The 24,465-nt window shown below is 56.1% G+C and carries 23 protein-coding genes and 1 pseudogene; 10 read left to right on the plus strand and 14 right to left on the minus strand.

All coding sequences use genetic code 11. The annotated features are described in order from the left end of the window. Positions 1-214 precede the first annotated feature (214 nt). Positions 215-1,900, plus strand: coding sequence for an alpha,alpha-trehalase (locus tag SP99_RS13475; protein ID WP_047958927.1), 1,686 nt, complete (start codon positions 215-217; stop codon positions 1,898-1,900). Between the two features lie 61 nt (positions 1,901-1,961). On the opposite strand, the gene SP99_RS13480 is transcribed toward SP99_RS13475, so the two are convergent. Further along, a complete protein-coding gene (locus SP99_RS13480) occupies positions 1,962-4,064 on the minus strand; it encodes a TonB-dependent siderophore receptor (protein ID WP_047958928.1) in 2,103 nt (700 codons plus the stop codon). Between the two features lie 113 nt (positions 4,065-4,177). Then, positions 4,178-4,432, minus strand: coding sequence for a GlsB/YeaQ/YmgE family stress response membrane protein (locus SP99_RS13485; RefSeq protein ID WP_008502662.1), 255 nt, complete (start codon positions 4,430-4,432; stop codon positions 4,178-4,180). A gap of 206 nt (positions 4,433-4,638) precedes the next feature. Here SP99_RS13485 and ycgR point away from each other — a divergent pair, with 206 nt between their 5' ends. Further along, complete coding sequence (ycgR, locus tag SP99_RS13490) at positions 4,639-5,370, plus strand: flagellar brake protein YcgR (protein ID WP_025756866.1); 732 nt, start codon at positions 4,639-4,641, stop codon at positions 5,368-5,370. A gap of 38 nt (positions 5,371-5,408) precedes the next feature. Here ycgR and emtA read toward each other — a convergent pair whose 3' ends face one another. Continuing rightward, positions 5,409-6,020 (minus strand): membrane-bound lytic murein transglycosylase EmtA, encoded by a 612-nt coding sequence (gene emtA / locus SP99_RS13495; protein WP_025756867.1) that lies wholly within the window; start codon positions 6,018-6,020, stop codon positions 5,409-5,411. A gap of 106 nt (positions 6,021-6,126) precedes the next feature. Between emtA and ldcA the strand changes: the two genes are divergently transcribed. Together ldcA and SP99_RS13505 are read left to right on the plus strand one after the other, a co-directional pair. Next, positions 6,127-7,041: a muramoyltetrapeptide carboxypeptidase gene (gene ldcA, locus SP99_RS13500; RefSeq protein WP_047958929.1), complete on the plus strand. Its 915-nt coding sequence runs from the start codon at positions 6,127-6,129 to the stop codon at positions 7,039-7,041. Positions 7,042-7,138: 97 nt separating this feature from the next. Further along, the gene (locus SP99_RS13505) at positions 7,139-8,872 is read left to right on the plus strand and encodes a potassium/proton antiporter (protein ID WP_025756869.1); all 1,734 of its coding nucleotides are present in this window, start codon (positions 7,139-7,141) and stop codon (positions 8,870-8,872) included. Here the strand turns inward: SP99_RS13505 and SP99_RS25370 are convergent. From SP99_RS25370 to SP99_RS13515, 3 genes and pseudogenes are all read right to left on the minus strand, one after another. Then, positions 8,804-8,950, minus strand: a pseudogene (locus SP99_RS25370) (hypothetical protein); the annotation flags it as partial. The gene SP99_RS13505 and the pseudogene SP99_RS25370 sit on opposite strands and share 69 nt — an antisense overlap. Before the next feature lie 14 nt (positions 8,951-8,964). Next, entirely contained in the window at positions 8,965-10,035 is a 1,071-nt protein-coding gene (gene dadX / locus SP99_RS13510) for a catabolic alanine racemase DadX (RefSeq protein WP_025756870.1), read from the minus strand. A 9-nt stretch (positions 10,036-10,044) separates the two neighbouring features. Then, complete coding sequence (locus tag SP99_RS13515) at positions 10,045-11,343, minus strand: D-amino acid dehydrogenase (protein ID WP_025756871.1); 1,299 nt, start codon at positions 11,341-11,343, stop codon at positions 10,045-10,047. A gap of 321 nt (positions 11,344-11,664) precedes the next feature. On the opposite strand from SP99_RS13515, the gene SP99_RS13520 reads away from it, so the two are divergent. Then, positions 11,665-13,197: a SpoVR family protein gene (locus tag SP99_RS13520; protein ID WP_025756872.1), complete on the plus strand. Its 1,533-nt coding sequence runs from the start codon at positions 11,665-11,667 to the stop codon at positions 13,195-13,197. Between the two features lie 110 nt (positions 13,198-13,307). Here the strand turns inward: SP99_RS13520 and fadR are convergent, their stop codons facing one another. After that, complete coding sequence (fadR, locus tag SP99_RS13525) at positions 13,308-14,027, minus strand: fatty acid metabolism transcriptional regulator FadR (protein WP_025756873.1); 720 nt, start codon at positions 14,025-14,027, stop codon at positions 13,308-13,310. Between the two features lie 201 nt (positions 14,028-14,228). Between fadR and nhaB the strand changes: the two genes are divergently transcribed. Further along, entirely contained in the window at positions 14,229-15,767 is a 1,539-nt protein-coding gene (gene nhaB / locus SP99_RS13530) for a Na(+)/H(+) antiporter NhaB (RefSeq protein ID WP_047958930.1), read from the plus strand. A 72-nt stretch (positions 15,768-15,839) separates the two neighbouring features. Further along, on the plus strand, positions 15,840-16,370 hold the full coding sequence (dsbB, locus tag SP99_RS13535) for a disulfide bond formation protein DsbB (protein ID WP_045285485.1): 531 nt from the start codon (positions 15,840-15,842) through the stop codon (positions 16,368-16,370). Between the two features lie 128 nt (positions 16,371-16,498). On the opposite strand, the gene SP99_RS13540 is transcribed toward dsbB, so the two are convergent. The 3 genes from SP99_RS13540 to SP99_RS13550 all read right to left on the minus strand — a co-directional run bounded on the left by SP99_RS13540 (position 16,499) and on the right by SP99_RS13550 (position 18,015). Then, positions 16,499-16,939 (minus strand): YcgN family cysteine cluster protein, encoded by a 441-nt coding sequence (locus SP99_RS13540; protein ID WP_032672443.1) that lies wholly within the window; start codon positions 16,937-16,939, stop codon positions 16,499-16,501. A gap of 93 nt (positions 16,940-17,032) precedes the next feature. Then, the gene (locus tag SP99_RS13545) at positions 17,033-17,692 is read right to left on the minus strand and encodes a fumarylacetoacetate hydrolase family protein (RefSeq protein WP_047958931.1); all 660 of its coding nucleotides are present in this window, start codon (positions 17,690-17,692) and stop codon (positions 17,033-17,035) included. Positions 17,693-17,739: 47 nt separating this feature from the next. Next, positions 17,740-18,015 carry a YcgL domain-containing protein gene (locus tag SP99_RS13550; protein ID WP_025756878.1) on the minus strand — a complete coding sequence of 92 codons (276 nt, stop codon included), beginning with the start codon at positions 18,013-18,015 and terminating at the stop codon, positions 17,740-17,742. A 123-nt stretch (positions 18,016-18,138) separates the two neighbouring features. Between SP99_RS13550 and minC the strand changes: the two genes are divergently transcribed. The 3 genes from minC to minE are packed head-to-tail and all read left to right on the plus strand — an operon-like array spanning position 18,139 to position 19,955. Further along, the gene (minC, locus tag SP99_RS13555) at positions 18,139-18,846 is read left to right on the plus strand and encodes a septum site-determining protein MinC (protein ID WP_025756879.1); all 708 of its coding nucleotides are present in this window, start codon (positions 18,139-18,141) and stop codon (positions 18,844-18,846) included. 23 nt (positions 18,847-18,869) lie between these two features. Further along, complete coding sequence (gene minD, locus SP99_RS13560) at positions 18,870-19,682, plus strand: septum site-determining protein MinD (protein ID WP_013096144.1); 813 nt, start codon at positions 18,870-18,872, stop codon at positions 19,680-19,682. A 3-nt stretch (positions 19,683-19,685) separates the two neighbouring features. Continuing rightward, the gene (minE, locus tag SP99_RS13565; protein WP_008500504.1) at positions 19,686-19,955 is read left to right on the plus strand and encodes a cell division topological specificity factor MinE; all 270 of its coding nucleotides are present in this window, start codon (positions 19,686-19,688) and stop codon (positions 19,953-19,955) included. Between the two features lie 72 nt (positions 19,956-20,027). Here minE and rnd read toward each other — a convergent pair whose 3' ends face one another. From rnd to tsaB, 4 genes are all read right to left on the minus strand, one after another. After that, complete coding sequence (rnd, locus tag SP99_RS13570; protein WP_095441644.1) at positions 20,028-21,155, minus strand: ribonuclease D; 1,128 nt, start codon at positions 21,153-21,155, stop codon at positions 20,028-20,030. A 71-nt stretch (positions 21,156-21,226) separates the two neighbouring features. Further along, positions 21,227-22,912: a long-chain-fatty-acid--CoA ligase FadD gene (gene fadD, locus SP99_RS13575; RefSeq protein ID WP_123072414.1), complete on the minus strand. Its 1,686-nt coding sequence runs from the start codon at positions 22,910-22,912 to the stop codon at positions 21,227-21,229. Positions 22,913-23,115: 203 nt separating this feature from the next. Continuing rightward, a complete protein-coding gene (locus SP99_RS13580) occupies positions 23,116-23,697 on the minus strand; it encodes a Slp family lipoprotein (RefSeq protein WP_014884269.1) in 582 nt (193 codons plus the stop codon). A gap of 37 nt (positions 23,698-23,734) precedes the next feature. Further along, entirely contained in the window at positions 23,735-24,430 is a 696-nt protein-coding gene (tsaB, locus tag SP99_RS13585) for a tRNA (adenosine(37)-N6)-threonylcarbamoyltransferase complex dimerization subunit type 1 TsaB (protein WP_047958933.1), read from the minus strand. Positions 24,431-24,465 lie beyond the last annotated feature (35 nt).

Raw genomic sequence — 24,465 nt, forward strand, 5'->3', positions numbered from 1 at the left:
TCTGTGCAACGGATCGCACTTTATTTTCTGTGCCGTTAGATATTCACAAAATCAATATTCCAGCGCGTCATACCGGGCATGAAACGCAACGGTAAATAGTCTGGATTTGTGCAAAATGCGATGTTCGGCACGCGAAGCGCGGCATATTCGACTAAGGTTTTCTGGTGATTGATGACAGCGTAACTGCTGCTCAGTGAAATAAGGAGAAGCACCAATGATAATCCCACAAAAGCTGCGCCCTCGCCTCTTACCTGTGGTTCTGGGCAGTGCGCTGCTCGCGGTGGCCGCTTCTGGCTACGCGGAAGAGATGAACGCAGGCCAGACGAATTCACCGGATATTTTGCTCGGGCCCCTCTTCAGCGACGTTCAGAGCGCCAAACTCTTTCCCGATCAAAAAACCTTTGCCGACGCGGTGCCAAACAGCGATCCCCTGACAATCCTTGCCGACTACCGTATGCAACGTCGTCAGTCCGGGTTTGACTTACGCCATTTCGTCGAGGTGAACTTTACGCTGCCGGGTGAAGGAGAAAAATATGTTCCGCCCGCAGGACAAAGTTTACGTGAGCACATTGACGATCTCTGGCCGGTGCTGACGCGCACCACCGACAAAGCCAGCAATAAATGGGATTCCCTTCTGCCGTTACCGAAGCCGTACGTTGTGCCTGGCGGACGTTTCCGTGAGGTCTACTACTGGGACAGCTATTTCACCATGCTGGGCCTGGCGGAGAGCGACCACTGGGACAAAATCAGCGATATGGTGGACAACTTTGCGTATGAAATTGACACTTTCGGGCATATTCCCAACGGCAACCGCAGCTATTACCTGAGCCGCTCCCAGCCGCCGTTCTTCTCGCTGATGGTTGAACTGCTGGCGACCCACGACAGCGATGCGCTGAAGAAATATCGTCCGCAGATGGAAAAAGAGTATGCCTACTGGATGGATGGCGTCGACGCCCTGCAACCCGGGCAGGCCAACAAACGCGTGGTGAAGCTGGATGATGGCGCTATCCTCAATCGCTACTGGGATGACCGCGATACGCCGCGCCCGGAATCCTGGCTTGATGATGTGAATACCGCCAAAAGTAACCCGAACCGTCCTGCGACCGAGATCTACCGTGATTTGCGTTCCGCTGCGGCCTCGGGCTGGGACTTTAGCTCCCGCTGGATGGATGACCCGCAAAAGCTCGCCACTATCCGGACCACCAGCATCGTGCCCGTGGATCTGAACGCCCTGATGTTCAAAATGGAAAAACTTCTGGCCCGGGCAAGCCAGGAGAGTGGCGATGCCGCCAGCGCAAGCAAATATGAGGCGCTGGCAACGGCACGCCAGAAAGCCATCGAGAGCCACCTGTGGAATGATAAAGAGGGCTGGTACGCTGATTACGATCTGAAGAGCAAAAAGGTACGTAATCAGCTCACCGCCGCGGCCCTGTTCCCGCTTTACGTGAAGGCCGCGGCGCAGGATCGTGCCGATAAAGTCGCAGCGGCAACCTCATCGCGCCTGTTACAACCGGGCGGGATTGCGACCACCACCGTCAACAGCGGCCAGCAGTGGGATGCACCAAACGGCTGGGCTCCGCTACAGTGGGTGGCCACGGAAGGATTGCAGAATTACGGACAAGATAAGGTCGCGATGGACGTGACCTGGCGCTTCCTGAAGAACGTTCAGCATACGTACGACCGCGAAAAGAAACTGGTCGAGAAGTATGACGTGTCGACTACCGGTACTGGCGGCGGCGGTGGAGAGTATCCGCTTCAGGATGGCTTCGGCTGGAGCAACGGCGTGACGCTGAAGATGCTGGACCTGGTATGCCCGCAAGAGAAACCGTGCGACAGCGTGCCGGAGAACCGGCCTGCAGCGAATGACGAGGTTGCGCCGGTGAAAGCTACGGCGCAGTAACGTGTATTGCCGGGTGGTGGCTACGCCGCCCGGCCTACATTTTGCCCTCAAAGGGCTGTGCTCAGAAACTGTAACTCGCCCCTAACTGATACGTCCGGTCACGCCCAATCCAGCAGTTTGTTGCGTCGTAACAGGTAAGCGTCTCTTTGTTGGTGATGTTCTGCGCGCTGGCTTTAAGCGTTAGCCCCGCAAGCGACGGCAGGATTTCGCCCATCCGGTAAGAGGCCGACAGATCGTACTGCGTGGTCCCGCCCAGTTTACCCGCATCGTTAGCTGGTGAAATCTCCATGGAGCCAGTGTAACGCGCCCCCGCACCCAGCATCAGCCCTTTCAGCGGCGTGTTTTCAAAGGTGTAATCTCCCCAGAGGTTAAAAGCATTCTCTGGCACCTGCGTCGGGCGTTTGCCCTGGTACTTATCATCTTCGGTATTGATTGCGTGGGTGTAAGCATAGTTGGCAATGAGCGTCAGATTATCCGTCGGACGGCTGACGACCGAGAGCTCTGCCCCTTTGGATTCCACCTCACCGGTCTGGCTGTAATTCAGGAACCCCGGATCGGAGGTGACGACATTTTTCTGACGGATCTTAAACACCGACGCCGTCAGGGTGGTGGCATAATCGGCCAGCAGGTATTTCACCCCACCTTCCACCTGTTTACTGGTGGTCGGTTTCACCTCTTTCGCCGTGAGCGTTCCCTTCGGCGACACCGGCGCAAAACCTTCGGAATAGCTGATAAACGGTGAAATTCCGTTATCGAAAGCGTAAAGCGCGCCCAGACGTTTAGTGACGCGATCCTGGGATACCCATGCCTTGTCGCCGTTCTGCAGGTAGTTTGTGGTAACGGAGCGATAATCATCGTAGCGCAGGCTGGCCAGCAGATTTAAGCCGCCAAACGCGACCTGATCCTGCAGGTAATAGCCATTCTGCTGATAGCTCAGACGGTTTTTCTGGGCGGTATAAAGCCCCAGCGCGTTTTCATGGATCTGCGAATAGTCAGGATCGCGCATATCGATACCCGGCGTGTCCGTCGCATACCGGTAGTGGAAGTGGGAGTTCAGCTTCTGATAGTCAAACCCGGCCAGCAAGTGATGTTCCCAGTCGCCCAGCGCCACGGTTTTAGTGACCTGGTTATCGATGTTGAAGCTCTGCAGATCTTCATCCGTGGTATAGGCAAAGCGGTTGAGCTGATAGACCTCGCTTCCCGTGCCCGTTGCATAGACGCTGCGCTGATGTGTGTCGACGTCGAAATAGCGTGCCTTCTGGTTAAAGCCCCAGCCGCTGTCAAACGCGTGTTCAAAGCTGTAGCCCAGCATCCACTGCCGCTGCTTAAACCCGCTCCACTCATCCCCGGCGTAATCGCGCTTGCCCGCGTATTTCGAGCGCAGGTAAGAGAGCGGCAGCGGGTTCGACGGCGTCAGGCCTGGGCTGTTCTGCGCCAGCGCATCCACGGTGAGGCGGGTTTTGCTGTCAGGTTGCCAGGTGACGGACGGGGCAACCAGGTAGTTTTCATAGCGGGTGGTGTGCGGCTGATCGTCATTTTCCGTCGCTTTGCCCAGCAGTCGGTAGTTCCAGTCGCTGCCGGCAATCTGCCCGGTTGAGTCAAGATAACCCTCTTTCAGATTGCGGTTGCCGGTGTTGAAGCCGAACTCGGTTCGGGCCTCCCGCTGCGGCTTTTTACTTTGAATATTCACCAGCCCGCCCGGCGAGGCGCCGCCGTAGAGCACCGATGAAGGGCCTTTCAAGATATCCACGCTGTCAATCAACAGCGGATCGATACGGGCCTGGGTATTGCCGGTCACGTTGTAGGGCAACTGCAGCCCGTTGTAGAACTCCTGGTCGACGGTAAAGCCACGAATTTTATATTCGCTCAAATAGGAGGTATTCCCCCTCACCTCCGTCGAGACGCCCGGCGCATAGCGCAGAATTTCATTCACCGAATTCGCGTGACGCTTTTCAATTTCCGGGGCAGAGAGGGTCGTGATGACCTGCGGCGTTTTACTTTCTGCCACGGCCGATTTCGTGGCGCTGTTTGTCCAGGCCGGCAGCGCGCTGCCCTGCTCTGAGCCCGTGACGACGAGGGTTGATTCTTCGGCGAACGCCTGAACCTGTAATGCCAGCGTGATAGCGCCCGCCAGGGCGCATAGCGTAAAACGTGAGGTATGCATAATGTCGTCTTGTTGTTGAATGTAATTCGGAACGACAATTATTATCATTTAGATTAACAAATCAATATTCAGGCAAAAAAAACGGCCCTCCGCAGAGAGCCGTTTCCGTTAATTTATGCTCGTCGCAGTAACCTGAATATGCCCAGCACCACAATGGCGCCCACAACAGCGACCAGAAAACTGTGCAGGTCAAAACCACTTATGTTGCCGCCAAAGCCAAACATCGTCGCCAGCCAGCCGCCCACAACCGCACCAACGACCCCGAGTACGCAGGTCAAAATAAAGCCGCCGCCGTCGTTTCCCGGCATGATCAATTTCGCGATAGCGCCAGCAATAAGACCGAAGATAATCCAGGCGATGATACCCATAGCGATGCCCTCTTGCAGGTTTAACGCATGCGCAGAAAACCTTCTGCGCAGCTAACTTAAGTATAGGTCATCGCCAGAAAACCATTTTCATCTCACCGACTTATCTTTGCTTAAGCCGAAAAAAAACTCACCGGTTTGTATTAAGTTTCATTGCGGCGTGCCGATAACGCTAAGACAGTCTGTCATTTATCAAGGAGCCATCCGGCGTGAGTCATTACAGTGAGCAGTTCCTCAAGCAAAATCCGCTGGCTGTATTAGGGGTATTACGCGACCTGCAAAAAGGCGAAGTGCCGCTGCGCATCAGCTGGTCGAATAATCAGTTCATCAGCAAGATCCTGGACGCCTCGCAGGAGCGGCTGGTGATTGATTTAGGCAGTCAGGAGTATGAAAACCGTGCGGCGCTGAAAGCAGAGAATCTCGCGGTGATGGCCGAAACCCAGGGAGCTAAAGTGGAGTTTGTCCTGTCGCGACTGGAACTGCGCGAATACCAGGGACTTCCGGCCTTTGTGACCCCGCTTCCCTCCAATCTCTGGTTTGTTCAGCGTCGTGAATATTTCCGCATCAACGCCCCGCTTCATCCCGCCTATTTTTGTAAGGCCAAAATGCCGGACAAAAAAGAGATCCGCTTCCGTCTCTTCGATCTGTCGCTCGGCGGTATGGGCGCACTGATGGATACGCCGAAACCTGACGGACTGGTAGAAGGCATGCGGTTTACACAAATCGAACTGGATATGGGTGGCTGGGGCCGTTTTTATTTCGACGCGCAGTTGATTGCTATCAGCGATCGCACCGTTGTGGACAGCAAAAATGAAACCATCACCACCCCGCGTCTGAGTTTCCGTTTCCTCAACGTCGGCCCCGGTGCAGAGCGTGAGCTGCAGCGCATTATCTACTCACTGGAGCGAGAGGCGCGGGAGCGCGCCAATAAAATTCTGTAAGGAAAATCGGGCAGCGTGACCGCCGCCCGTCTGCGGCATTACATGGCATCCATCGCTTTCTGTACTTTCCAGATATAACGAGGCGCCTGTGGTGCCGGATGATTTTTCACCACATGCTCAAAGAATTCGTCTTTGTCCATGCCGTTAATCTCTTCTATTGCCTCTTTGCGGTCTGATGAGAAGGTCCTGAGCAACGCGCCGGCACCGTTGACGTAAGAGACCACCAGCGCGTACTGCATCACATCCGGATCCTCAATGCCCTTCAGCACGCCATGTTCCATAATGCTCAGATAGGCTGTGCCCATTGAAATGTTGCGCTCCGGGTTCTTCAGCTCGCTGGTTGACGGCTGGCCGCTCCAGCCCATATAGCGGTACACTTCTCTCCCCGCCGTTGACGCTTTAAGCTGCATCAGCCCTACCGCGTTGGACTTGCTGACAAGCGTGGGGTTACCTCCGGACTCCACCGCAATAATCGCCGTGATCAGACGCGGGCTGACGCCCCAGGCCTTCCCGGCTTGTTCACTGATCGGCATCCACTGCATCGCCCGCTTCACAGGCACTTCCGGGTTCCACGGCGGATTTTGATAATCATGCTTTGAACTACAGCCAGCGAGCAACACAATCAAAAAAGCAAACCATCTTAATTTCACGTCATCTATCCTTATAGCCGGTCATCGCGGTGCGCCGCCCTTGAAGCAGGCAGCGTATAAGCGGCATGATATAGACAATTAGTTTCTCATTCAGCAAGGAATTGCCATGTCTCAGTTTCATCTCATCGCGCCATCCGGCTACTGCATTAACCAGGACGCGGCACAGCGGGGCGTTCAGCGTTTGCTGGCGTCCGGCCATCAGGTAGAAAATCAGACGATTATCCCCCGCCGCCAGCAGCGTTTTGCCGGCACGGAGGCGCAGAGGCTGAATGATATCAACAGCCTGGTGAACCTGAAGGGTGCAAACCAGATCGTTCTGGCAGTACGCGGCGGATATGGCGCGAGCCGTCTGCTGGAGAGCATTGACTGGCAGGGTCTGGCACAGCGTCAGCAGCAGGATCCGCTGCTGATCTGCGGCCACAGCGATTTCACCGTCATCCAGCTTGGGCTGCTGGCCCTGCATAACGTCATCACCTTCAGCGGCCCGATGCTGGCCGGTAACATCGGCGCGCCGGAGCTGGATACGTTTACCATGGACCATTTCTGGCGCGCGCTGCGCAATCCGACCTACAGCGTGGAATGGCAAGGCAATGGACCGCACTGGGAGTGTGAAGGCCAGCTCTGGGGCGGCAATCTGGCGATGCTGGTCTCGCTCATTGGCACGCCGTGGCTGCCGCACATCGAGGACGGCATTCTGGTGCTGGAAGATATCAACGAACATCCGTTCCGCGTCGAGCGCATGCTGTTGCAGCTTTATCATGCCGGTATTCTTGAGCGCCAGTCCGCCATTATTCTGGGCAGCTTTAGCGGCGCTGCGCCTAATGATTATGACGCGGGTTACACCCTTGAGACCATGATCGACTTTGTTCGCTCGCGGCTGGATATTCCGGTCATTACCGGTCTGGATTTCGGTCATGAGCAGCAAACCGTCACCCTGCCGCTGGGGGCGCACGCCTCCCTGATTCATAATGATTCGGGCAGCCGGCTCACCCTCAGCGGCCATCCTGTCATAAAGGCATAAAAAAGCCGTCAAACCCGCTTAATAAAACGCTGTTGCCGTGGTTAATATGTTAGGGTTTTAGTAACAGCGTTAACATTGAGGTGGGAGTAAGAGAACATTGGATGCCGCAGCGATAATCAGTCTTTTCATTCTGGGTTCGGTCCTTGTAACCAGCAGTATTTTATTAAGTTCATTTTCATCGCGTCTCGGCATACCTATTCTTGTTATTTTCCTTGCCATCGGCATGCTGGCTGGCATTGATGGCATCGGTGGTATTCCTTTCGATAACTACCCTTTCGCCTATATGGTGAGTAACCTTGCGCTGGCCGTGATCCTGCTTGACGGCGGGATGCGCACCCAGGCGAGCTCCTTCCGCGTGGCCTTAGGGCCTGCACTGTCGCTGGCAACCGTCGGCGTGTTGATAACCTCAGGCCTCACCGGGATGATGGCCGCCTGGCTTTTCCATCTCAATATCATGGAAGGACTGTTGATTGGCGCTATCGTCGGCTCAACCGATGCGGCAGCCGTGTTCTCCCTGCTCGGCGGTAAAGGGCTTAACGAACGCGTGGGCTCCACGCTTGAGATTGAATCCGGCAGTAACGATCCGATGGCGGTGTTTCTCACCATCACGCTTATCGAGATGATTCAGCAGCACGAAAGCGGGCTGAGCTGGATGTTTGCGTGGCATATCCTGCAGCAGTTCGGCCTGGGGATACTCATCGGCCTGGCGGGAGGGTATCTGTTACAGCAGACCATCAACCGCATATCGCTGCCGCTGGGACTCTACCCGCTGCTGGCGCTGAGCGGCGGCATTCTTATTTTCGCCGTCACCACAGCGCTGGACGGTAGCGGCATTCTCGCCGTTTATCTGTGCGGGTTCCTGATGGGCAACCGCCCTATCCGCAACCGTCATGCCATTTTGCAAAACTTCGACGGACTGGCCTGGCTGGCGCAGATCGGCATGTTCCTGGTGCTGGGGCTTCTGGTGACGCCCTCGGACCTGCTTCCCATCGCCATTCCGGCGCTGCTGCTGTCGGCGTGGATGATCTTCTTCGCCCGTCCGCTGTCGGTGTTTGCGGGGCTGCTGCCGTTTCGCGGTTTCAACCTGCGCGAGCGCGTCTTTATCAGCTGGGTGGGCCTGCGCGGCGCGGTGCCGATTATCCTTGCCGTCTTCCCGATGATGGCCGGTCTGGATAACGCCCGGCTGTTCTTTAACGTGGCGTTCTTCGTGGTGCTGATTTCGCTGCTCTTCCAGGGAACGTCCCTCGGGTGGGCGGCGAAAAAAGCCAAAGTGGTGGTACCGCCTGTGGGCTGGCCGGTATCCCGCGTCGGGCTGGACATCCACCCGGAAAACCCGTGGGAACAGTTTGTCTATCAGCTCAGCGCCGACAAATGGTGCGTGGGCGCCTCACTGCGCGATTTGCACATGCCCGCCGACACGCGGATTGCAGCCCTGTTCCGCGATAATGTCCTGCTGCACCCGACCGGCAGCACCCGTCTGCGCGAAGGGGACATTCTGTGCGTGATAGGCCGCGAGCGCGACCTGCCCGCGCTGGGCAAGCTGTTCAGCCAGTCGCCGCCGGTGGCGCTGGACCAGCGTTTCTTCGGCGATTTTATTCTGGAAGCCAGCGCCAAATTTGCGGATGTGGCCCTGATTTACGGTCTGGATGAGGGGGCTGAAGACGGTGATAACCAGCAAACGCTGGGCGAAATCATCCAGCAGCGGCTTGGCGCGGCCCCGGTAGTGGGTGACCAGGTGGAGTTTGCCGGGATGATCTGGACAGTTGCCGAAAAAGAAGATAACGCGGTACGGAAAGTCGGCTTGAGGCCGAGGGAAGAGGACGTGGAGTAGTTTTTTTGCCGGGTGACGGCTTCGCCTTACCCGGCCTACAAAACCCTCGAACGTAGGCCGGGTAAGCGTTAGCGCCACCCGGCGAACTCAAGTCACACCGTCACAACAGGCACTCTCGGTGCCAGCGCGCACATCAGTTCATACCCTACCGTCCCCGCCGCGGCGGCCACGTCATCAATTTTGATTTCGTTACCCCACAGTTCAACCGGTGAGCCGATGCCCGCCTGCGGGCATGGCGTCAGGTCAACGGCCAGCATATCCATCGATACGGTGCCCACCGTTCCCGTGCGGACGCCATCCACCCATACCGGCGTCCCGGTCGGGGCGATGCGCGGGTAGCCGTCAGCATAGCCGCCTGCCACAATACCAATCCGCTGCTCACCCGTCGCCCGGTAGCGGCTGCCGTAGCCCACCGTGTCGCCGGCCTTCAGTGTCTGTACGCCAATGATTTCACTGCGCAACGTCATCACCGGCTTCAGGCCGCTGTTGGCAATATCCTGCCACTGGCCTGAGGGTGACGCACCGTACAGTACAATCCCCGGACGCACCCAGTTGTAATGCGCCTCAGGATGCCACAGCGTCGCCGCGGAGTTAGACAGCGAGCGCGGGCAGTCCAGCCCCTCTGCCGCCTGCTCAATACGGACCATGGCATCAGCAATACCGTCCGGTTTTTCCGCATCGGCAAAATGGGCCATCAGCGTCATTTCACCCACGTTCTTCAGGGCGCGCAGCTGCTGCCAGACGGTATGTACCCGCTCAGGCTGGAAGCCCAGGCGGTTCATGCCGCTGTTCACCTTGAGATAAATATCCAGCGGCGCATGGAGCTTCGCATCCTGAATCGCCTTAATCTGCCAGTTGCTGTGAACGCTGGTGGTCAGCCGGTACTTATCCAGCAGCGGCAGGTCGTCGGCATGGAAGAACCCCTCCAGCAGCAGAATGGGCCCTTTCCAGCCGCGCTCGCGCAGCAGAATGGCCTCTTCCAGATTCAGTAACGCGAAGCCGTCGGTGGCGCTCAGCGCGCTCCAGATACGGTCAATGCCGTGGCCGTAGGCATTGGCTTTCACCACCGACCACACGCGGGCGCCAGGTGCTGCCCGGCGAACAATCTGCAGGTTATCCTTCAGGGCCTGCAGGTTCAGCTGAGCGAGAACAGGACGGGACATGACAGCTCCTTAGTTATGCGCGCCGTGCAGGTGCTGTGGACGCGAAGGCGTAAACCCCGACTGATAGCGTGCTGCACTTAAATCGTCAAACGGAATTGCCGGCGTGCGCCCGGAGATCAGATCGCTCAGCAGCTGGCCCGAGCCGCAGGCCATCGTCCAGCCAAGCGTACCGTGTCCGGTATTGGTCCACAGGTTTTTGTACGGCGTGCGCCCGACAATCGGCGTGCCGTCAGGCGTCATTGGACGCAGACCGGTCCAGAAGGTGGCCTGCTCGACAAAACCGCCGCGCGGGAAGAGGTCGCCCACCACCATCTCCAGCGTCTCACGGCGCGGCTGCAGCAGTTCGGTGTTAAAGCCGACAATCTCCGCCATGCCGCCTACGCGAATGCGGTTATCAAAGCGGGTAATGGCAATTTTGTAGGTCTCATCCAGAATGGTCGAGACCGGCGCCCCGCTCTCCTCTTTCACCGGAATGGTCAGCGAGTAGCCCTTCAGCGGATAAACCGGAATATCGAGAATGCCTTTCAGCATCGCGGTGGAGTACGAGCCAAACGCCATGACGTAGGCATCGGCTTTGATCACCTCTTCACCACATTTCACGCCATAAATTTTTTCCCCTTCCGACAGCAGTTTGTCGACAGAGGTGTTGAAGCGGAACTTCACACCCGCCTGCTCGCACATTTGCGCCAGACGCTGCGTAAAGAGCTGGCAGTCACCGGTTTCGTCATTCGGCAGACGCAGACCGCCCGTCAGTTTATGCGCCACTTCCGCCAGGGCCGGTTCAACCTGTCCGAGCTGGCTGGCTTCCAGCAGCTGATACGGTACGCCGGCATCTTCCAGCACGGCGATGTCACGGGTCGCATTTTCGTACTGTTGCGCCGTGCGGAACAGCTGCAGCGTCCCGCCCTGTCGACCTTCATACTCGATCCCGGTCGATGCGCGCAGCGCTTTCAGGCAGTCGCGGCTGTATTCGGCCAGGCGCACCATGCGCCCTTTGTTCTCCATATAGTGGCGGGTGTCGCAGTTGCGCAGCATCTGCCACATCCACTTGAGCTGGAACTGCGTGCCGTCAAGGCTGATGGCCAGCGGCGCATGGCGCTGGAACATCCATTTAATCGCTTTCAGCGGAACACCCGGAGCCGCCCACGGCGCCGCATAGCCCGGGGAGATTTGCCCGGCGTTCGCCGCGCTGGTTTCCAGCGCAGGGCCTGGCTCACGATCGATAACGGTGACGTCATGTCCCGCCTGACTTAAATACCAGGCGCTGGTTACCCCAACGACACCACTTCCCAGTATGACAACACGCATAGCCACTCCATTATGTGCAAAAGAACAATCTTCTAATTACAGATTGATAACCTAGTTGAAAATATTATTCAACATACGACTTTTTTATGGTGACTTGCCTCACACATCCCCCAGCATCAGGGGATAGGGCTAATTTGGGATCTCCTGCTGCGCGTTATTTTTAGCCAGCATAATATGCTGAGAGATACCGTTTTTTTGCCGTATCAAAAACGCGAAATCGCAAAGAAAAAATTTCTGCCCCAGCACGCTTTTTAACACGTTGATCTATGCTTGAAAGGAGGCTCTCCAGACAGAGAGAGCACCCACAACGAGGGCGCGCTAATGGCTACTATTGATTCCCTGAACAAGGACAACACACGTCTGAGCGATGGACCCGACTGGACCTTCGAGCTGCTGGATGTCTACCTCGCCGAAATCGACCGGGTCGCGAAGCTGTATCGCCTGGATACCTATCCCCATCAGATTGAAGTCATTACGTCCGAACAGATGATGGACGCCTACTCCAGCGTCGGGATGCCAATTAACTATCCGCACTGGTCGTTCGGTAAAAAATTCATTGAAACGGAGCGGCTGTATAAGCATGGCCAGCAGGGGCTGGCGTATGAGATTGTTATAAACTCCAATCCGTGTATCGCCTATTTAATGGAAGAGAACACCATTACCATGCAGGCACTGGTGATGGCACACGCCTGCTACGGGCATAACTCTTTTTTCAAGAACAACTACCTGTTCCGCAGCTGGACGGACGCCAGCTCCATCGTCGATTACCTCATCTTCGCGCGTAAATACATTACCGACTGCGAAGAGCGCTACGGCGTGGACGAAGTGGAAAAACTGCTCGACTCCTGTCACGCGCTGATGAACTACGGCGTTGACCGCTACAAACGCCCGCAGAAAATCTCCCTGCAGGAGGAGAAAGCCCGGCAGAAAAGCCGCGAAGAGTATCTGCAAAGCCAGGTGAATATGCTGTGGCGTACCCTGCCGAAGCGTGAGGAGGAGAAAGCGGTTGCCGAAGCGCGTCGTTATCCGTCTGAACCGCAGGAAAACCTGCTCTATTTTATGGAGAAGAACGCCCCGCTGCTGGAGTCGTGGCAGCGTGAGATCCTGCGCATCGTGCGCAAGGTGAGCCAGTATTTCTACCCGCAAAAGCAGACCCAGGTGATGAACGAAGGCTGGGCGACATTCTGGCACTACACCATTCTCAACCATCTTTACGACGAGGGAAAAGTCACCGAGCGGTTTATGATGGAATTCCTCCACAGCCACACCAACGTGGTGTTCCAGCCGCCCTATAACAGCCCATGGTATAGCGGTATCAACCCGTATGCGCTTGGTTTTGCCATGTTCCAGGACATTAAACGTATTTGTCAGTCGCCAACCGAAGAAGACAAGTACTGGTTCCCGGATATCGCCGGCTCTGACTGGCTGGAAACGCTGCATTTTGCGATGCGTGACTTTAAGGATGAGAGCTTTATCAGCCAGTTTATGTCGCCGAAGATCATGCGTGATTTCCGCTTCTTCACCGTGCTGGATGATGACCGTAACAACTACCTGGAGATTTCAGCGATCCACAACGAAGAGGGTTACCGGGAGATCCGCTCTCGCCTCTCTTCCCAGTACAACCTGAGCAACCTTGAACCGAATATTCAGGTATGGAATGTGGATTTGCGCGGAGACCGTTCCCTGACGCTGCGCTATATTCCGCACAACCGTGCGCCGCTGGATAAAGGACGAAAAGAGGTGCTGAAGCATGTGCATCGCCTGTGGGGCTTTGACGTGCTGCTGGAGCAGCAGAATGAAGACGGGAGCGTCGAGCTACTGGAGCGTTGCCCGGCGCGGTTGAATACGCTGTAGTTTTTTTGCCGGGTGGCGGCTACGCCTTACCCGGCCTACGGATTTTGTAGGCCCGGTAAGCGAAGCGCCATCGGGCGAAAAAAAACCTCTCATAGGAGAGGTTTTTTATTTCAGCGACTCTGAATCGCTAAATCGCCCGGCAGGGTTTTCTGCATCCGGTGCCAGATTTCACCGGAATCGTGGCCGTAGCGACGCACCGTTTCATAAACCTGATCGTGCAGGCCTTCGGAACAGAGCTTGCTCAGCTTATGGTAGAAGCCCAGCGCCAGGCTACGCGCCTCAGGGTTGGCAAAGTAGTGGCGGCCGATGCGGGTATAGAGCCCTTTCATACCGTTGAGGATAAGACCGTATACCGGGTTGCCGGAGGCGAACGCCAGACCGCGAAACACGTTGTAATCGAGGGTGGCAAACGCGTCGGCGTGATCTTCCACCTCGTTCGCGCTGGCCAGCACCGCAAGGGCATCGTCCGGGTGCTGACGAAAAGCCGTGCGAATAAAGATCGTCGCGATGTTGGTGCGAACGGAGAGCAGATTATCAATGAGCTGCGGCACGCTTTCATGATCGAGGCGCGCCAGCGTTTCAAGAATATTCAGCCCGGAGGTTTCCCAGAAATTGTTTACTTTTGTTGGCTTACCGTGCTGGATCGTCAACCAGCCATCGCGCGCCAGCCGCTGGAGCACTTCACGCAGCGTGGTGCGAGTGACGCCAATCAGTTCAGAGAGTTCGCGTTCAGCAGGAAGAATGGACCCCGCAGGGAAACGATTATTCCAGATGCTTTCAATGATGTACTCTTCCGCGAAACCCGCCGGGCTCTGCGCCTTAATGACCATAGTGAGATTTCCATTACACAGCTTTAGCAAATTGGACTCATCATACCAGAGGCACGCAGTGGCAGGTAGCGCGGCAACGAGAGAAAAGAGGGATCACCGTTTCATTTTTGTGAAATTTACAATGCGCGCTGATCCGCGTCCGGGCCGTGATTTTTGCGTATACTGATGTTTTGTCTTACTTGACGGGGAAGGACGTCTGTCGTGGAAATTTCTTTTGGTCGCGCACTGTGGCGCAATTTTTTAGGCCAGTCTCCTGACTGGTACAAACTGATACTTCTGGTGTTCCTGGTTGTTAACCCTCTCCTCTTTTATGTGAACCCGTTCGTTGCCGGGTGGCTGCTGGTGGCGGAATTTATCTTCACCCTGGCGATGGCGCTGAAATGTTATCCTCTGTTGCCCGGCGGCTTGCTGGCGTTTGAAGCCGTGGTTATCGGCATGACCCGCGCGGAGCACGTCAAAGCGGAGCTGGCGTCAAATCTTGAAGTGCTTCTGCTGCTGATGTTTATGGTGGCGGGCATCTACTTTATGAAACAGCTGCTGCTGTTTATCTTCACGCGTCTGCTGCTCAGCATTCCGTCGAAAATGTTCCTCTCGCTGGCGTTTTGCCTGGCGGCTGCCTTCCTGTCAGCCTTCCTGGACGCGCTGACGGTTGTCGCGGTGGTGATAAGCGTCGCGGTGGGATTCTACGGAATCTATCACCGTGTCGCTTCATCTCGTCCGGGCGAGGATCTGCAGGATGACAGCCACGTCGAAGCGCATAACCGTGAAGTCCTGGAACAGTTTCGCGCCTTCCTGCGCAGCCTGATGATGCATGCCGGCGTCGGTACCGCCCTGGGGGGCGTTATGACGATGGTGGGTGAGCCGCAAAACCTGATCATTGCCAAAGCGGCAGGCTGGCACTTCGGCGATTTCTTCCTGAGAATGGCACCGGTGAGCGTACCGGTGCTTTTCTGCGGTCTGGCGACCTGTCTGCTGGTGGAGAAATTTCGCCTCTTTGGTTATGGGGCGCAACTCCCGGAGCCGGTGCGCCAGGAGCTGCATAAATTCGATCTGCAGAGCCGAAGCCAGCGGACGCGCCAGGAGACGCTGCGTCTGATTGCCCAGGGGATTATCGGCGTCTGGCTGATTGCGGCGCTGGCGCTCCATCTTGCCGAAGTGGGGCTGATTGGCCTGTCGGTCATTATTCTCGCCACCACCTTTACCGGCGTGACCGATGAACATGCCATCGGTAAAGCCTTTACCGAAGCCTTGCCGTTTACCGCCCTGCTGGCGGTATTCTTCGCCGTCGTGGCGGTGATTATCGACCAGCACCTGTTCGCGCCGATTATAGCCTTTGTTTTACAGGCCGCACCGGACGCGCAGCTCTCGCTGTTTTATCTGTTTAATGGCCTGCTCTCGTCGATCTCCGATAACGTCTTTGTCGGGACGGTCTACATCAACGAAGCCAAAGCCGCCATGGAGCAAGGCGTCATCAGCGCCGGTCAGTTTGAGCTGCTGGCCGTGGCGATCAATACCGGCACCAACCTGCCGTCGGTGGCAACGCCCAATGGCCAGGCCGCTTTCCTGTTCCTGTTGACCTCTGCCCTCGCGCCACTCATACGGCTTTCTTATGGAAGGATGGTATGGATGGCGCTGCCCTATACGCTGGTGCTCACGTTCGTGGGATTGCTTTGCGTCAAAATTACCCTCATTCCCTGTACGCAGTGGATGATACAAGCGGGTATACTTGCGGCGCAGTAAAACAGGTATCGGTGGCGCGATAAATGAATTAGTTTACAATGCGCTTTCTAAGCATGTTCCAGGGAAATGATTATGTTGAGATTTTTAAACCAGTGCTCCCGCGGTCGCGGAGCGTGGTTGTTAATGGCCCTGACCGCCTTTGCGCTGGAAATGGTCGCGCTGTGGTTCCAGCATGTTATGGGGCTCAAGCCTTGCGTGCTTTGTATTTACGAACGCTGCGCGCTATTTGGCATTATGGGTGCAGGCCTGGTCGGCGCCATTGCGCCGAAATCGCCGCTTCGTTATGCCGCGATTGCGATCTGGCTGTACAGCGCCTGGAAAGGGCTTGAACTCTCCTGGCAGCACACCATGATGCAGCTGCATCCGTCACCGTTTATGACCTGTGATTTTGCCGCCCGCTTCCCGAGCTGGCTGCCGCTGGATAAATGGCTGCCACAGGTTTTTGTTGCATCCGGTGACTGCTCCGTTCGTCAGTGGGAATTCCTGACCCTGGAGATGCCGCAGTGGCTGGTGGGTATTTTTGCCGCCTACTTCGTCGTGGCGCTGCTGGTGTTGATTGCTCAGCCGTTCAAACCGAAGAAACGCGATCTTTTTGGAAGGTAAACGCAAAACGGCAACCTCGGTTGCCGTTTTTAGTGTTTGCGCCCTCTCCCGTGGGAGAAGGTTGGGCTGAGGGCATCAGGCAGCACAAACACAAATAAAAAAACCGCCTCGGCGGTTTTTTTTTATTCTCAACGGGTCGGGTGATTCATGATGTGGTCTTCCCAGTCACGCACCTCGGACTCTTTCACCGCAATGTGGCGTACTGAGATACGTTCGCCGTGCATCGCCGCTTTTGAACCGGTGAGCAGCGGATGCCATGCCGGCAGATCTTTCCCCTCCGCCAGCAGGCGATACGCGCAGGTATGCGGCAGCCATTCAAAGGTGGGCAAGTTCTCACGGGTTAACTTGATGCAGTCTGGCTCGAACTCGAAGCGGCGCTCATAGTTGCGGCACTGGCAGGTTTTAATGTTTAACTGCTTGCAGGCCACGTTGGTGAAGTAAATTTCGTCCGTGTCTTCATCCATCAGCTTGTGCAGGCAGCACTGCCCGCAGCCGTCGCACAATGATTCCCATTCCGCGTCAGTCATGTCGTCGAGAGTTTTGCTTTGCCAGAAAGGGATGTCGTTCATCGGGATGTCCACACGTCAAAAGAAAGCGCACCTTATAACGAGTCTGGCACGTTGTTGCAAGTTTTGCCGCCCTCTTCAGGCGGCAAAGTGGGATTACAGCACGCGGGTTTTCAGCGCCAGGCCGTTAAAACCGACTTCCAGTTCATCACCGCTCGCCAGCGGGCCCACGCCTTCAGGGGTACCGGTCAGGATCACATCCCCCGGCTTCAGGGTAAAGAAGCGGCTCATGTAGGCAATCAGTGGCACAATCTTATGGATCATGTCTGCCGTGGTGCCCTGCTGGCGGATCTCGCCGTTAATCTTCAGGCTGAGCTCTGTGTTCTGCGGATCGTTGGTAAATTCGCTCACCGGAATAAACGCCGAGATGGGGCAGGAATTATCAAACCCTTTGGCTTTTTCCCACGGCTGCCCGGCTTTCTTCAGCTTGCCCTGGACATCGCGCAGGGTCAGATCCAGCGCCACGCCGTATCCGGCAATCGCTTTCTGCACATGCTCTTCAGAGGCCTGTCGCAGCGTCGCGCCAATCAGCACGGCGAGTTCAACCTCGTGATGCACCGAACCAAGCCCCTGCGGCAGCGCCAGCGGCTGGCGGATATCGCACAGCGCCGTTTCTGGCTTGATGAACAGGACCGGCTCTTCTGGCGTCGCGCTGCCCATCTCCTGGATATGTTTGGCATAGTTGCTGCCCACGCAAACCACTTTGCTGACGGGATAATCCAGTAATGCCCCTTGCCAGTTATGATGTTGATACATGGTCGACCCCTAAACGGTTGATGTGTTGTGCCCGAAAACAGTTGAGGCTATTTTTTCCCGTTCGCCTCAAGATGCTGTTTTAATAAATTCTCGGGTGGCGGTGGAAGCTGTAAATAATAGCCTTGTTCGGCTAATGCCGTTTTCACTTTATCCAGATCGGCATTCACCAGTTTCTTACGACCATCGAGCGGCAGCAGCATCACCAGCTGTGGTCGGCCAAAGTTCTTCATTAATTCTTCAGGCACGCGTGAAAAATCGTCTTTCTTTTCGACATAAAGATAGGTCTGGTCACGGCTTGTACTTCTGTAGATCACACAAAACATGTTTTTACTCTGAATTAATGGGTGGTTGCTTGCCTCAATATACTCCTGACTATAACATGCCTGATACTCTTCGGAATATCGCAGCGAGTGGTTGCGGTTAATAGCAAATTGAGTAAGGCCAGGATGTCAAACACGCCCATCGAGCTTAAAGGCAGTAGCTTCACCTTATCAGTGGTACATTTGCATGATGCAAAACCCGAGGTTATTCGTCAGGCGTTAGAAGACAAAATCGCCCAGGCTCCCGCCTTTCTGAAACATGCCCCTGTTGTGATCAATGTCAGCGGTCTTGAGGCGCCGGTTAACTGGAAGCTTCTCCAGCAGGCGGTCTCCTCTACCGGACTGCGTATTGTGGGCATCAGCGGCTGTAAAGATCCCGAGCTGAAAGCGGAAATCGACCGTGCGGGGCTGCCGCTTCTGAATGAAGGCAAAGAAAAAACCCCGCGAGCGGCCCCCGTTGCCGTCGAAACGCCCCCTCCTGCGGTGCAAAACGTTACAACCATCACAAAAACGCGAATGATTGATGTGCCGGTTCGTTCCGGTCAGCGCATTTATGCGCCAAACTGTGATCTAATTGTTACAAGCCACGTCAGCGCTGGCGCTGAGCTGATTGCAGATGGCAATATTCACGTTTACGGTATGATGCGTGGACGTGCGCTCGCCGGGGCAAGTGGCGATCGGGACGCGCAAATTTTTTGTACTCATCTGACGGCGGAACTGGTCTCCATCGCAGGTGAATATTGGCTGAGCGACAAGATCCCAGCCGAATTTTATGGCAAAGCGGCTCGCCTGCTTCTGGCAGACGACGCGTTGACCGTTCAACCGTTGAATTGATCCCTTTTTAACAAGGAATTTCTATGGCACGCATTATTGTTGTTACTTCGGGTAAAGGAGGCGTTGGCAAGACCACCTCCAGCGCGGCCATCGCTACTGGTTTGGCCCAGAAGGGAAAGAAAACCGTCGTTATCGACTTCGATATCGGTCTGCGTAACCTCGACCTCATCATGGGATGTGAGCGTCGCGTCGTGTATGACTTCGTTAACGTCATTCAGGGCGATGCCACGCTGAACCAGGCGCTGATTAAAGACAAACGCACCGAGAACCTCTACATTCTCCCGGCTTCTCAGACGCGTGACAAAGACGCCCTGACCCGCGAAGGGGTGGAAAAGGTGCTCGACGAGCTGAAAAAAATGGAGTTCGACTTCATTGTCTGCGACTCCCCTGCCGGCATCGAAACCGGTGCCCTGATGGCGCTCTACTTCGCCGATGAAGCGATCATCACCACCAACCCTGAAGTGTCATCCGTGCGTGACTCAGACCGCATTCTGGGGATCCTCGCCTCTAAATCCCGTCGTGCGGAAAATGGCGAAGACCCGATTAAAGAACACCTGCTGCTTACCCGCTATAACCCGGGTCGCGTGAACAAAGGTGATATGCTGAGCATGGAAGACGTGCTGGAGATCCTGCGCATTAAACTGGTGGGCGTTATCCCGGAAGATCAGTCCGTGTTACGCGCCTCTAACCAGGGTGAGCCCGTGATCCTGGATACAACGGCAGATGCAGGTAAAGCGTATGCTGATACTGTTGACCGTCTGCTGGGAGAAGAACGTCCTTTCCGCTTCATTGAAGAAGAGAAGAAAGGTTTCCTCAAACGCCTGTTCGGAGGATAAGTTATGGCATTACTGGACTTTTTTCTCTCGCGGAAAAAGAACACCGCCAACATCGCAAAAGAACGTCTGCAAATTATCGTTGCGGAGCGTCGTCGTAGCGACGCCGAGCCTCACTACCTGCCGCAGCTGCGTAAGGACATCCTGGAAGTGATCTGTAAGTATGTGCAGATTGACCCGGAGATGGTGACGGTGCAGCTGGAACAAAAAGACGGGGATATTTCGATTCTGGAGCTGAACGTGACGCTCCCGGAAGCGGAAGAGTCCCGTCCGTAGGTTTGTGATTTCATAGCCCCGGTAAGCGCAGCGCCACCGGGGGAATATGCCGGGTTATCACCCGGCATATTTTTATCTCGGATAACCTTCCAGCAGCGTATTCAGGCGATCGGCCATCAATTCCCCACGCCAGCCCGCCATCATTTCCGGTAAGCCAGTCTGCGGCTTCAGCTTCCAGTGCCAGTTCAGCAGCTGATTAATCTGTCGGCGTGATGCGAGCAGTTCAGCACTCAGCTTGCTTTCCGTAGCAACGGCCTGAACCAGGGCTTTAATGTCCTTGAACGCCTTGCGGTAGCCCGGCATATCCATCAGATTCAGCAGCGGTTCCGGCAGCTTGTCATCAGGCAATTCCTGCGCTTTCGCAACCAGCGCCAGCAGGGTTTTACCGTGGAAACGGATCTCACTGCCCGAAAGCCCAATGCTGTCCAGTTCGCCCAGGCTGCCCGGCATATAGCGTGCCACCGCCCAGAGATGCTCTTCACGCACCACAAAGTTAACCGCCAGATCGCGCTCGCGCGCTTTACGCAGACGCCAGTCCGCTAACAGCTGCAGGCAGGCCAGCTGACGCGTACGCAGTTGCCATGCGTTGCTGATATCGCGCCAGGCCTCTTTAGGGTCCACCACTTCCTGGCGACGCTGCTGGGTCATACGGCACTCATCCAGCGCGGCAGGCAGCCAGCCAGAGGCTTCCGCCTCTTTCATCAGCTGTCCGGCAATCGGCAGCAGGTAAAACACATCTGCGGCCGCATATTCCAGCTGACGCTCGGTAAGCGGACGCGCCAGCCAGTCGGTACGGGATTCGCTTTTATCCAGCGTCAGCCCCGTGTACTCCTCCACCATGGCGGCAAAGCCCCATGAGAGAGGACGATTGCTGAACGCGGCAAGGATCTGCGTATCAATCAGCGGCTGGGGCATGATGCCAAAGGTGTTCAGAAAGACTTCCAGATCTTCACTGCCTGCGTGCAGGTATTTCGTCACGGCGGTATCGAGCAGCAGGTCGCGCATCGGCGTCCAGTCGGTAATACCAAGAGGGTCAATCAGCGACACGTGTTTACCGTCGTACATCTGTATCAACCCCAGCTGCGGATAGTATGTCCGGGTACGGACAAACTCGGTATCCAGGGCAATGGCAGGAAAGTCGCGCGTCACTTCGCACAGCGAAGCCAGCTCGTCATTGGTCGTGATCATCTGGTAATTCAAAACGGGTTCTCTTTTGTTTGCGCCCATAAAAAACGCCGGCTTAACCGGCGTCTGGGCGATTAGCGTGAAGCTCAGGCCTTATTGTCTACTTTGCCACGGGCTTCGTCACGTAATTCTCGTCGTAATATCTTTCCGACGTTGGATTTCGGCAGCTCATCGCGGAATTCAACCAGTTTCGGCACTTTGTAGCCCGTCAGCTGACGACGACAGAACGTGACCAGCTCCTCCTCGGTGAGAGAAGGATCTTTCTTGACCACAAATATTTTGACCGCTTCACCGCTGCTACCGGAAGGCACCCCGACGGCCGCCACTTCGAGTACGCCGCTGTGCTGCATCACCACGTCTTCGATCTCATTCGGATAGACGTTGAAGCCGGAGACCAGGATCATGTCTTTCTTACGATCGACAATGCGCAGGAAGCCCTCTTCGTCCATCACCGCGATATCGCCGGTGTGGAGCCAGCCGTCTTTGATGATTTCGTCGGTGGCATCAGGACGCTGCCAGTACCCCAGCATGACCTGTGGACCTTTGACGCACAGTTCGCCCGGTTCACCCGGCGCGACTTCATTATCGTTATCATCGACCAGTTTGGCCTCCGTGGACGGCACCGGCAGACCAATGCTGCCGCTGTGATAGTCGATATCATGCGGGTTCACGCTGACCAGCGGCGCACATTCCGTCAGACCGTAGCCCTCCAGCAAATACTGCCCGGTGAGCTTTACCCAGCGCTCAGCGACCGCCTGCTGAACCGGCATGCCGCCGCCCGCAGAGAGGTGCAGCGTAGAGAAGTCCAGCTGCTGGAACTCTTTGTTGTTCAGCAGCGCGTTAAACAGGGTGTTTACCCCGGTCATGGCGGTGAACGGGTATTTCGCCAGCTCTTTCACCAGCCCCGGAATATCGCGCGGGTTCGTAATCAGAACGTTCTGGCCACCGAGCTCAATAAACAGCAGGCAGTTCATGGTCAGTGCGAAAATGTGATACAGCGGCAGCGCGGTAATGACCAGCTCTTTGCCAGGATGCAGCAGCGGCCCGTAAGTGGCATTCACCTGCTCAAGGTTTGCCAGCATGTTGCGGTGGGTCAGCATCGCCCCTTTGGCCACGCCGGTGGTACCGCCGGTGTATTGCAGGAACGCCAGGTCTTCCGATACCAACTCCGGCTTAACGTACTGCATACGGTAGCCCGCATGCAGGGCTCGGCGGAAAGAGATGGCATCCGGCAGGTGGTATTTTGGCACCAGACGTTTGATGTATTTAACGACAAAGTTAACCAGCGTGCCTTTGGCGGTGGAGAGTTGATCCCCCATGCGCGTCAGGATGACGTGTTTAACCTGGGTTCTGTCGACCACTTTTTCCAGGGTATGGGCAAAGTTGGAGACAATCACAATCGCGGCCGCGCCGCTGTCGTTCAGCTGATGCTCCAGCTCGCGCGGGGTGTATAGCGGGTTGACGTTGACGACAATCATCCCGGCACGCAGGATACCAAACAGCGCCACCGGATATTGCAGCAGGTTTGGCATCATCAGCGCGACGCGGTCCCCTTTTTGCAGCCCCAGTCCTTCCTGCAGATAAGCCGCAAACGCCCGGCTACGCTCCTCAAGCTTACGGAACGTCATCACCTCGCCCATATTCACAAATGCGGGCTGGTCCGCGTAGCGCCTTACCGAATGCTCAAATAATTCCACCAGGGATTGATAACGGTCAGGATTGATCTCCGCAGGCACATCTGCGGGATAACGGTTAAGCCAAACCTTTTTCAATGCATCACCTCTGAACTGAGTGTTCGTCGTCATCACAACCCCGATAATAAACAGTTTGTTAACATTATATTAACTCAGCGTACCAGTTTATTAATTGTCCAGATTTAAGGTTGCGAAGCGCGTCACTCTTTTTTTTCGTTGTAGCCGTAAAAAAACAGAGACAGCGGCTGAGCCGCTGTCTCTTTTCTAACAATAACAGTAAGTTACTCAGTAACGATGGTCTGTACCTGTGCAGGTCCCGGGTTATACCAGCCCCAGCCCGGGTAGCCGTAACGGTAAGGGTGTGGACCCCACATCCACGGATCGATCGGCTGAGGCGGCATGATCACCTGCTGTGCCAGCCGCCAGCGTTTATAGCCGTTAACCTGCATGGTCATAAATTTATACGGCGTATTACCGATTTTGCCCTGCACCGCGCCGGTTATCGGCCCGACGACGGTCACCAGCTGTCCGCGAAAATCGACCGGATCGAGGAAACCACTGACGTCGGCATAGATACGTCCGCGGGAGGCCTCACCCAGCACAGGGCGTGCGCCGCTGTCCAGGGGAACGGTCGCGATCTCCAGACGGGTTTTTCCCTGCTGGTTTTGCACTTCAATCACTTTCCCGCCGAAGCGCGCTTCCTGGCCGACGTAGAGCTCAGGGGCATTCATCACCCGCACCAGATCCTGCTGTGGTGTCGGGCTGGAGCCCTTAATCGCATCAGGAACGGAAACACATCCGCTCAGTGCTATGGCAACAGCGCCTGCCATAAAAAGGCGTACTACTTTAGTCTGAACTGCCATGATGCGACTCCTTTTTCTCAGTTCCTGTTACTGAGATTCACTCGCGGCCCGGAAGTTTCTTCCATGCGACGGTGTTTCGCAAATAAACCGGCTCCGCGTGTTCCACGGCAACGGTTTTTCCTGCTGCAAGCAGCTGGCTGGCAATGGGAAGCATATCTTCTGCCGCAGGCAATAGCATGTTGCCGTCCACCAGCGTCACCCCGGTATCCTTCGCCATCTCAGGCCACGCAGGCCAGCCCGTGCCGACGGTCGCCCACTCACCGGAGAGCTGTTTCAGTCGTTCGGTCACCGATTGTGGCTTAAGTACGGCTTCCGTCTCTTCACCGTGCCACACGCCCTGCGCGTCGCGGGTGTATTCAGCCCAGTAGACTTCGCCCATACGGGCGTCAATCGCGGCCAGGACCCGGGTGGCCCCGGTCATACGCCAGGCGCCCTGCGCCATGGTGGCGAGGGTAGAGACGCCAATCATCGGCAGCTCAGCGCCCAGCGCCAGCCCCTGCGCAATGCCAATGCCAATACGCACGCCGGTAAAGCTGCCCGGGCCACGGCCAAAGGCCAGCGCGTCGAGGTCAGTTAAGGCGGTATTGCTCCGGGTTAAGATCGCTTTAACCAGGGGCAGAATGCGCTGGGTGTGTTCCCGTGGGCACTCTTCGAAATGAGCAGAAACAGCACCGTCGTTCAACAGAGCAACAGAGCAAGCCTCTGTTGCGGTATCAATAGCCAGAATTCGCATCAGTCGTCGCGCTCTCGCAAGGGTCAGTCACAAAA

Source organism: Enterobacter sp. BIDMC92, from assembly GCF_001030225.1.
Lineage (GTDB): Bacteria > Pseudomonadota > Gammaproteobacteria > Enterobacterales > Enterobacteriaceae > Enterobacter > Enterobacter sichuanensis.

Coding starts and splice junctions, on each gene's coding strand:
- fadR (WP_025756873.1), bottom strand. CDS start 14,027: ATGGTCATTAAGGCGCAGAGCCCGGCGGGTTTCGCGGAAGAGTACATC.
- SP99_RS13475 (WP_047958927.1), top strand. CDS start 215: ATGATAATCCCACAAAAGCTGCGCCCTCGCCTCTTACCTGTGGTTCTG.
- SP99_RS13550 (WP_025756878.1), bottom strand. CDS start 18,015: ATGTTTTGTGTGATCTACAGAAGTACAAGCCGTGACCAGACCTATCTT.
- tsaB (WP_047958933.1), bottom strand. CDS start 24,430: ATGCGAATTCTGGCTATTGATACCGCAACAGAGGCTTGCTCTGTTGCT.
- SP99_RS13540 (WP_032672443.1), bottom strand. CDS start 16,939: ATGAACGACATCCCTTTCTGGCAAAGCAAAACTCTCGACGACATGACT.
- SP99_RS13520 (WP_025756872.1), top strand. CDS start 11,665: ATGGCTACTATTGATTCCCTGAACAAGGACAACACACGTCTGAGCGAT.
- SP99_RS13545 (WP_047958931.1), bottom strand. CDS start 17,692: ATGTATCAACATCATAACTGGCAAGGGGCATTACTGGATTATCCCGTC.
- ldcA (WP_047958929.1), top strand. CDS start 6,127: ATGTCTCAGTTTCATCTCATCGCGCCATCCGGCTACTGCATTAACCAG.
- SP99_RS13485 (WP_008502662.1), bottom strand. CDS start 4,432: ATGGGTATCATCGCCTGGATTATCTTCGGTCTTATTGCTGGCGCTATC.
- SP99_RS13480 (WP_047958928.1), bottom strand. CDS start 4,064: ATGCATACCTCACGTTTTACGCTATGCGCCCTGGCGGGCGCTATCACG.
- minC (WP_025756879.1), top strand. CDS start 18,139: ATGTCAAACACGCCCATCGAGCTTAAAGGCAGTAGCTTCACCTTATCA.
- minE (WP_008500504.1), top strand. CDS start 19,686: ATGGCATTACTGGACTTTTTTCTCTCGCGGAAAAAGAACACCGCCAAC.
- minD (WP_013096144.1), top strand. CDS start 18,870: ATGGCACGCATTATTGTTGTTACTTCGGGTAAAGGAGGCGTTGGCAAG.
- dsbB (WP_045285485.1), top strand. CDS start 15,840: ATGTTGAGATTTTTAAACCAGTGCTCCCGCGGTCGCGGAGCGTGGTTG.
- SP99_RS13515 (WP_025756871.1), bottom strand. CDS start 11,343: ATGCGTGTTGTCATACTGGGAAGTGGTGTCGTTGGGGTAACCAGCGCC.
- dadX (WP_025756870.1), bottom strand. CDS start 10,035: ATGTCCCGTCCTGTTCTCGCTCAGCTGAACCTGCAGGCCCTGAAGGAT.
- SP99_RS13580 (WP_014884269.1), bottom strand. CDS start 23,697: ATGGCAGTTCAGACTAAAGTAGTACGCCTTTTTATGGCAGGCGCTGTT.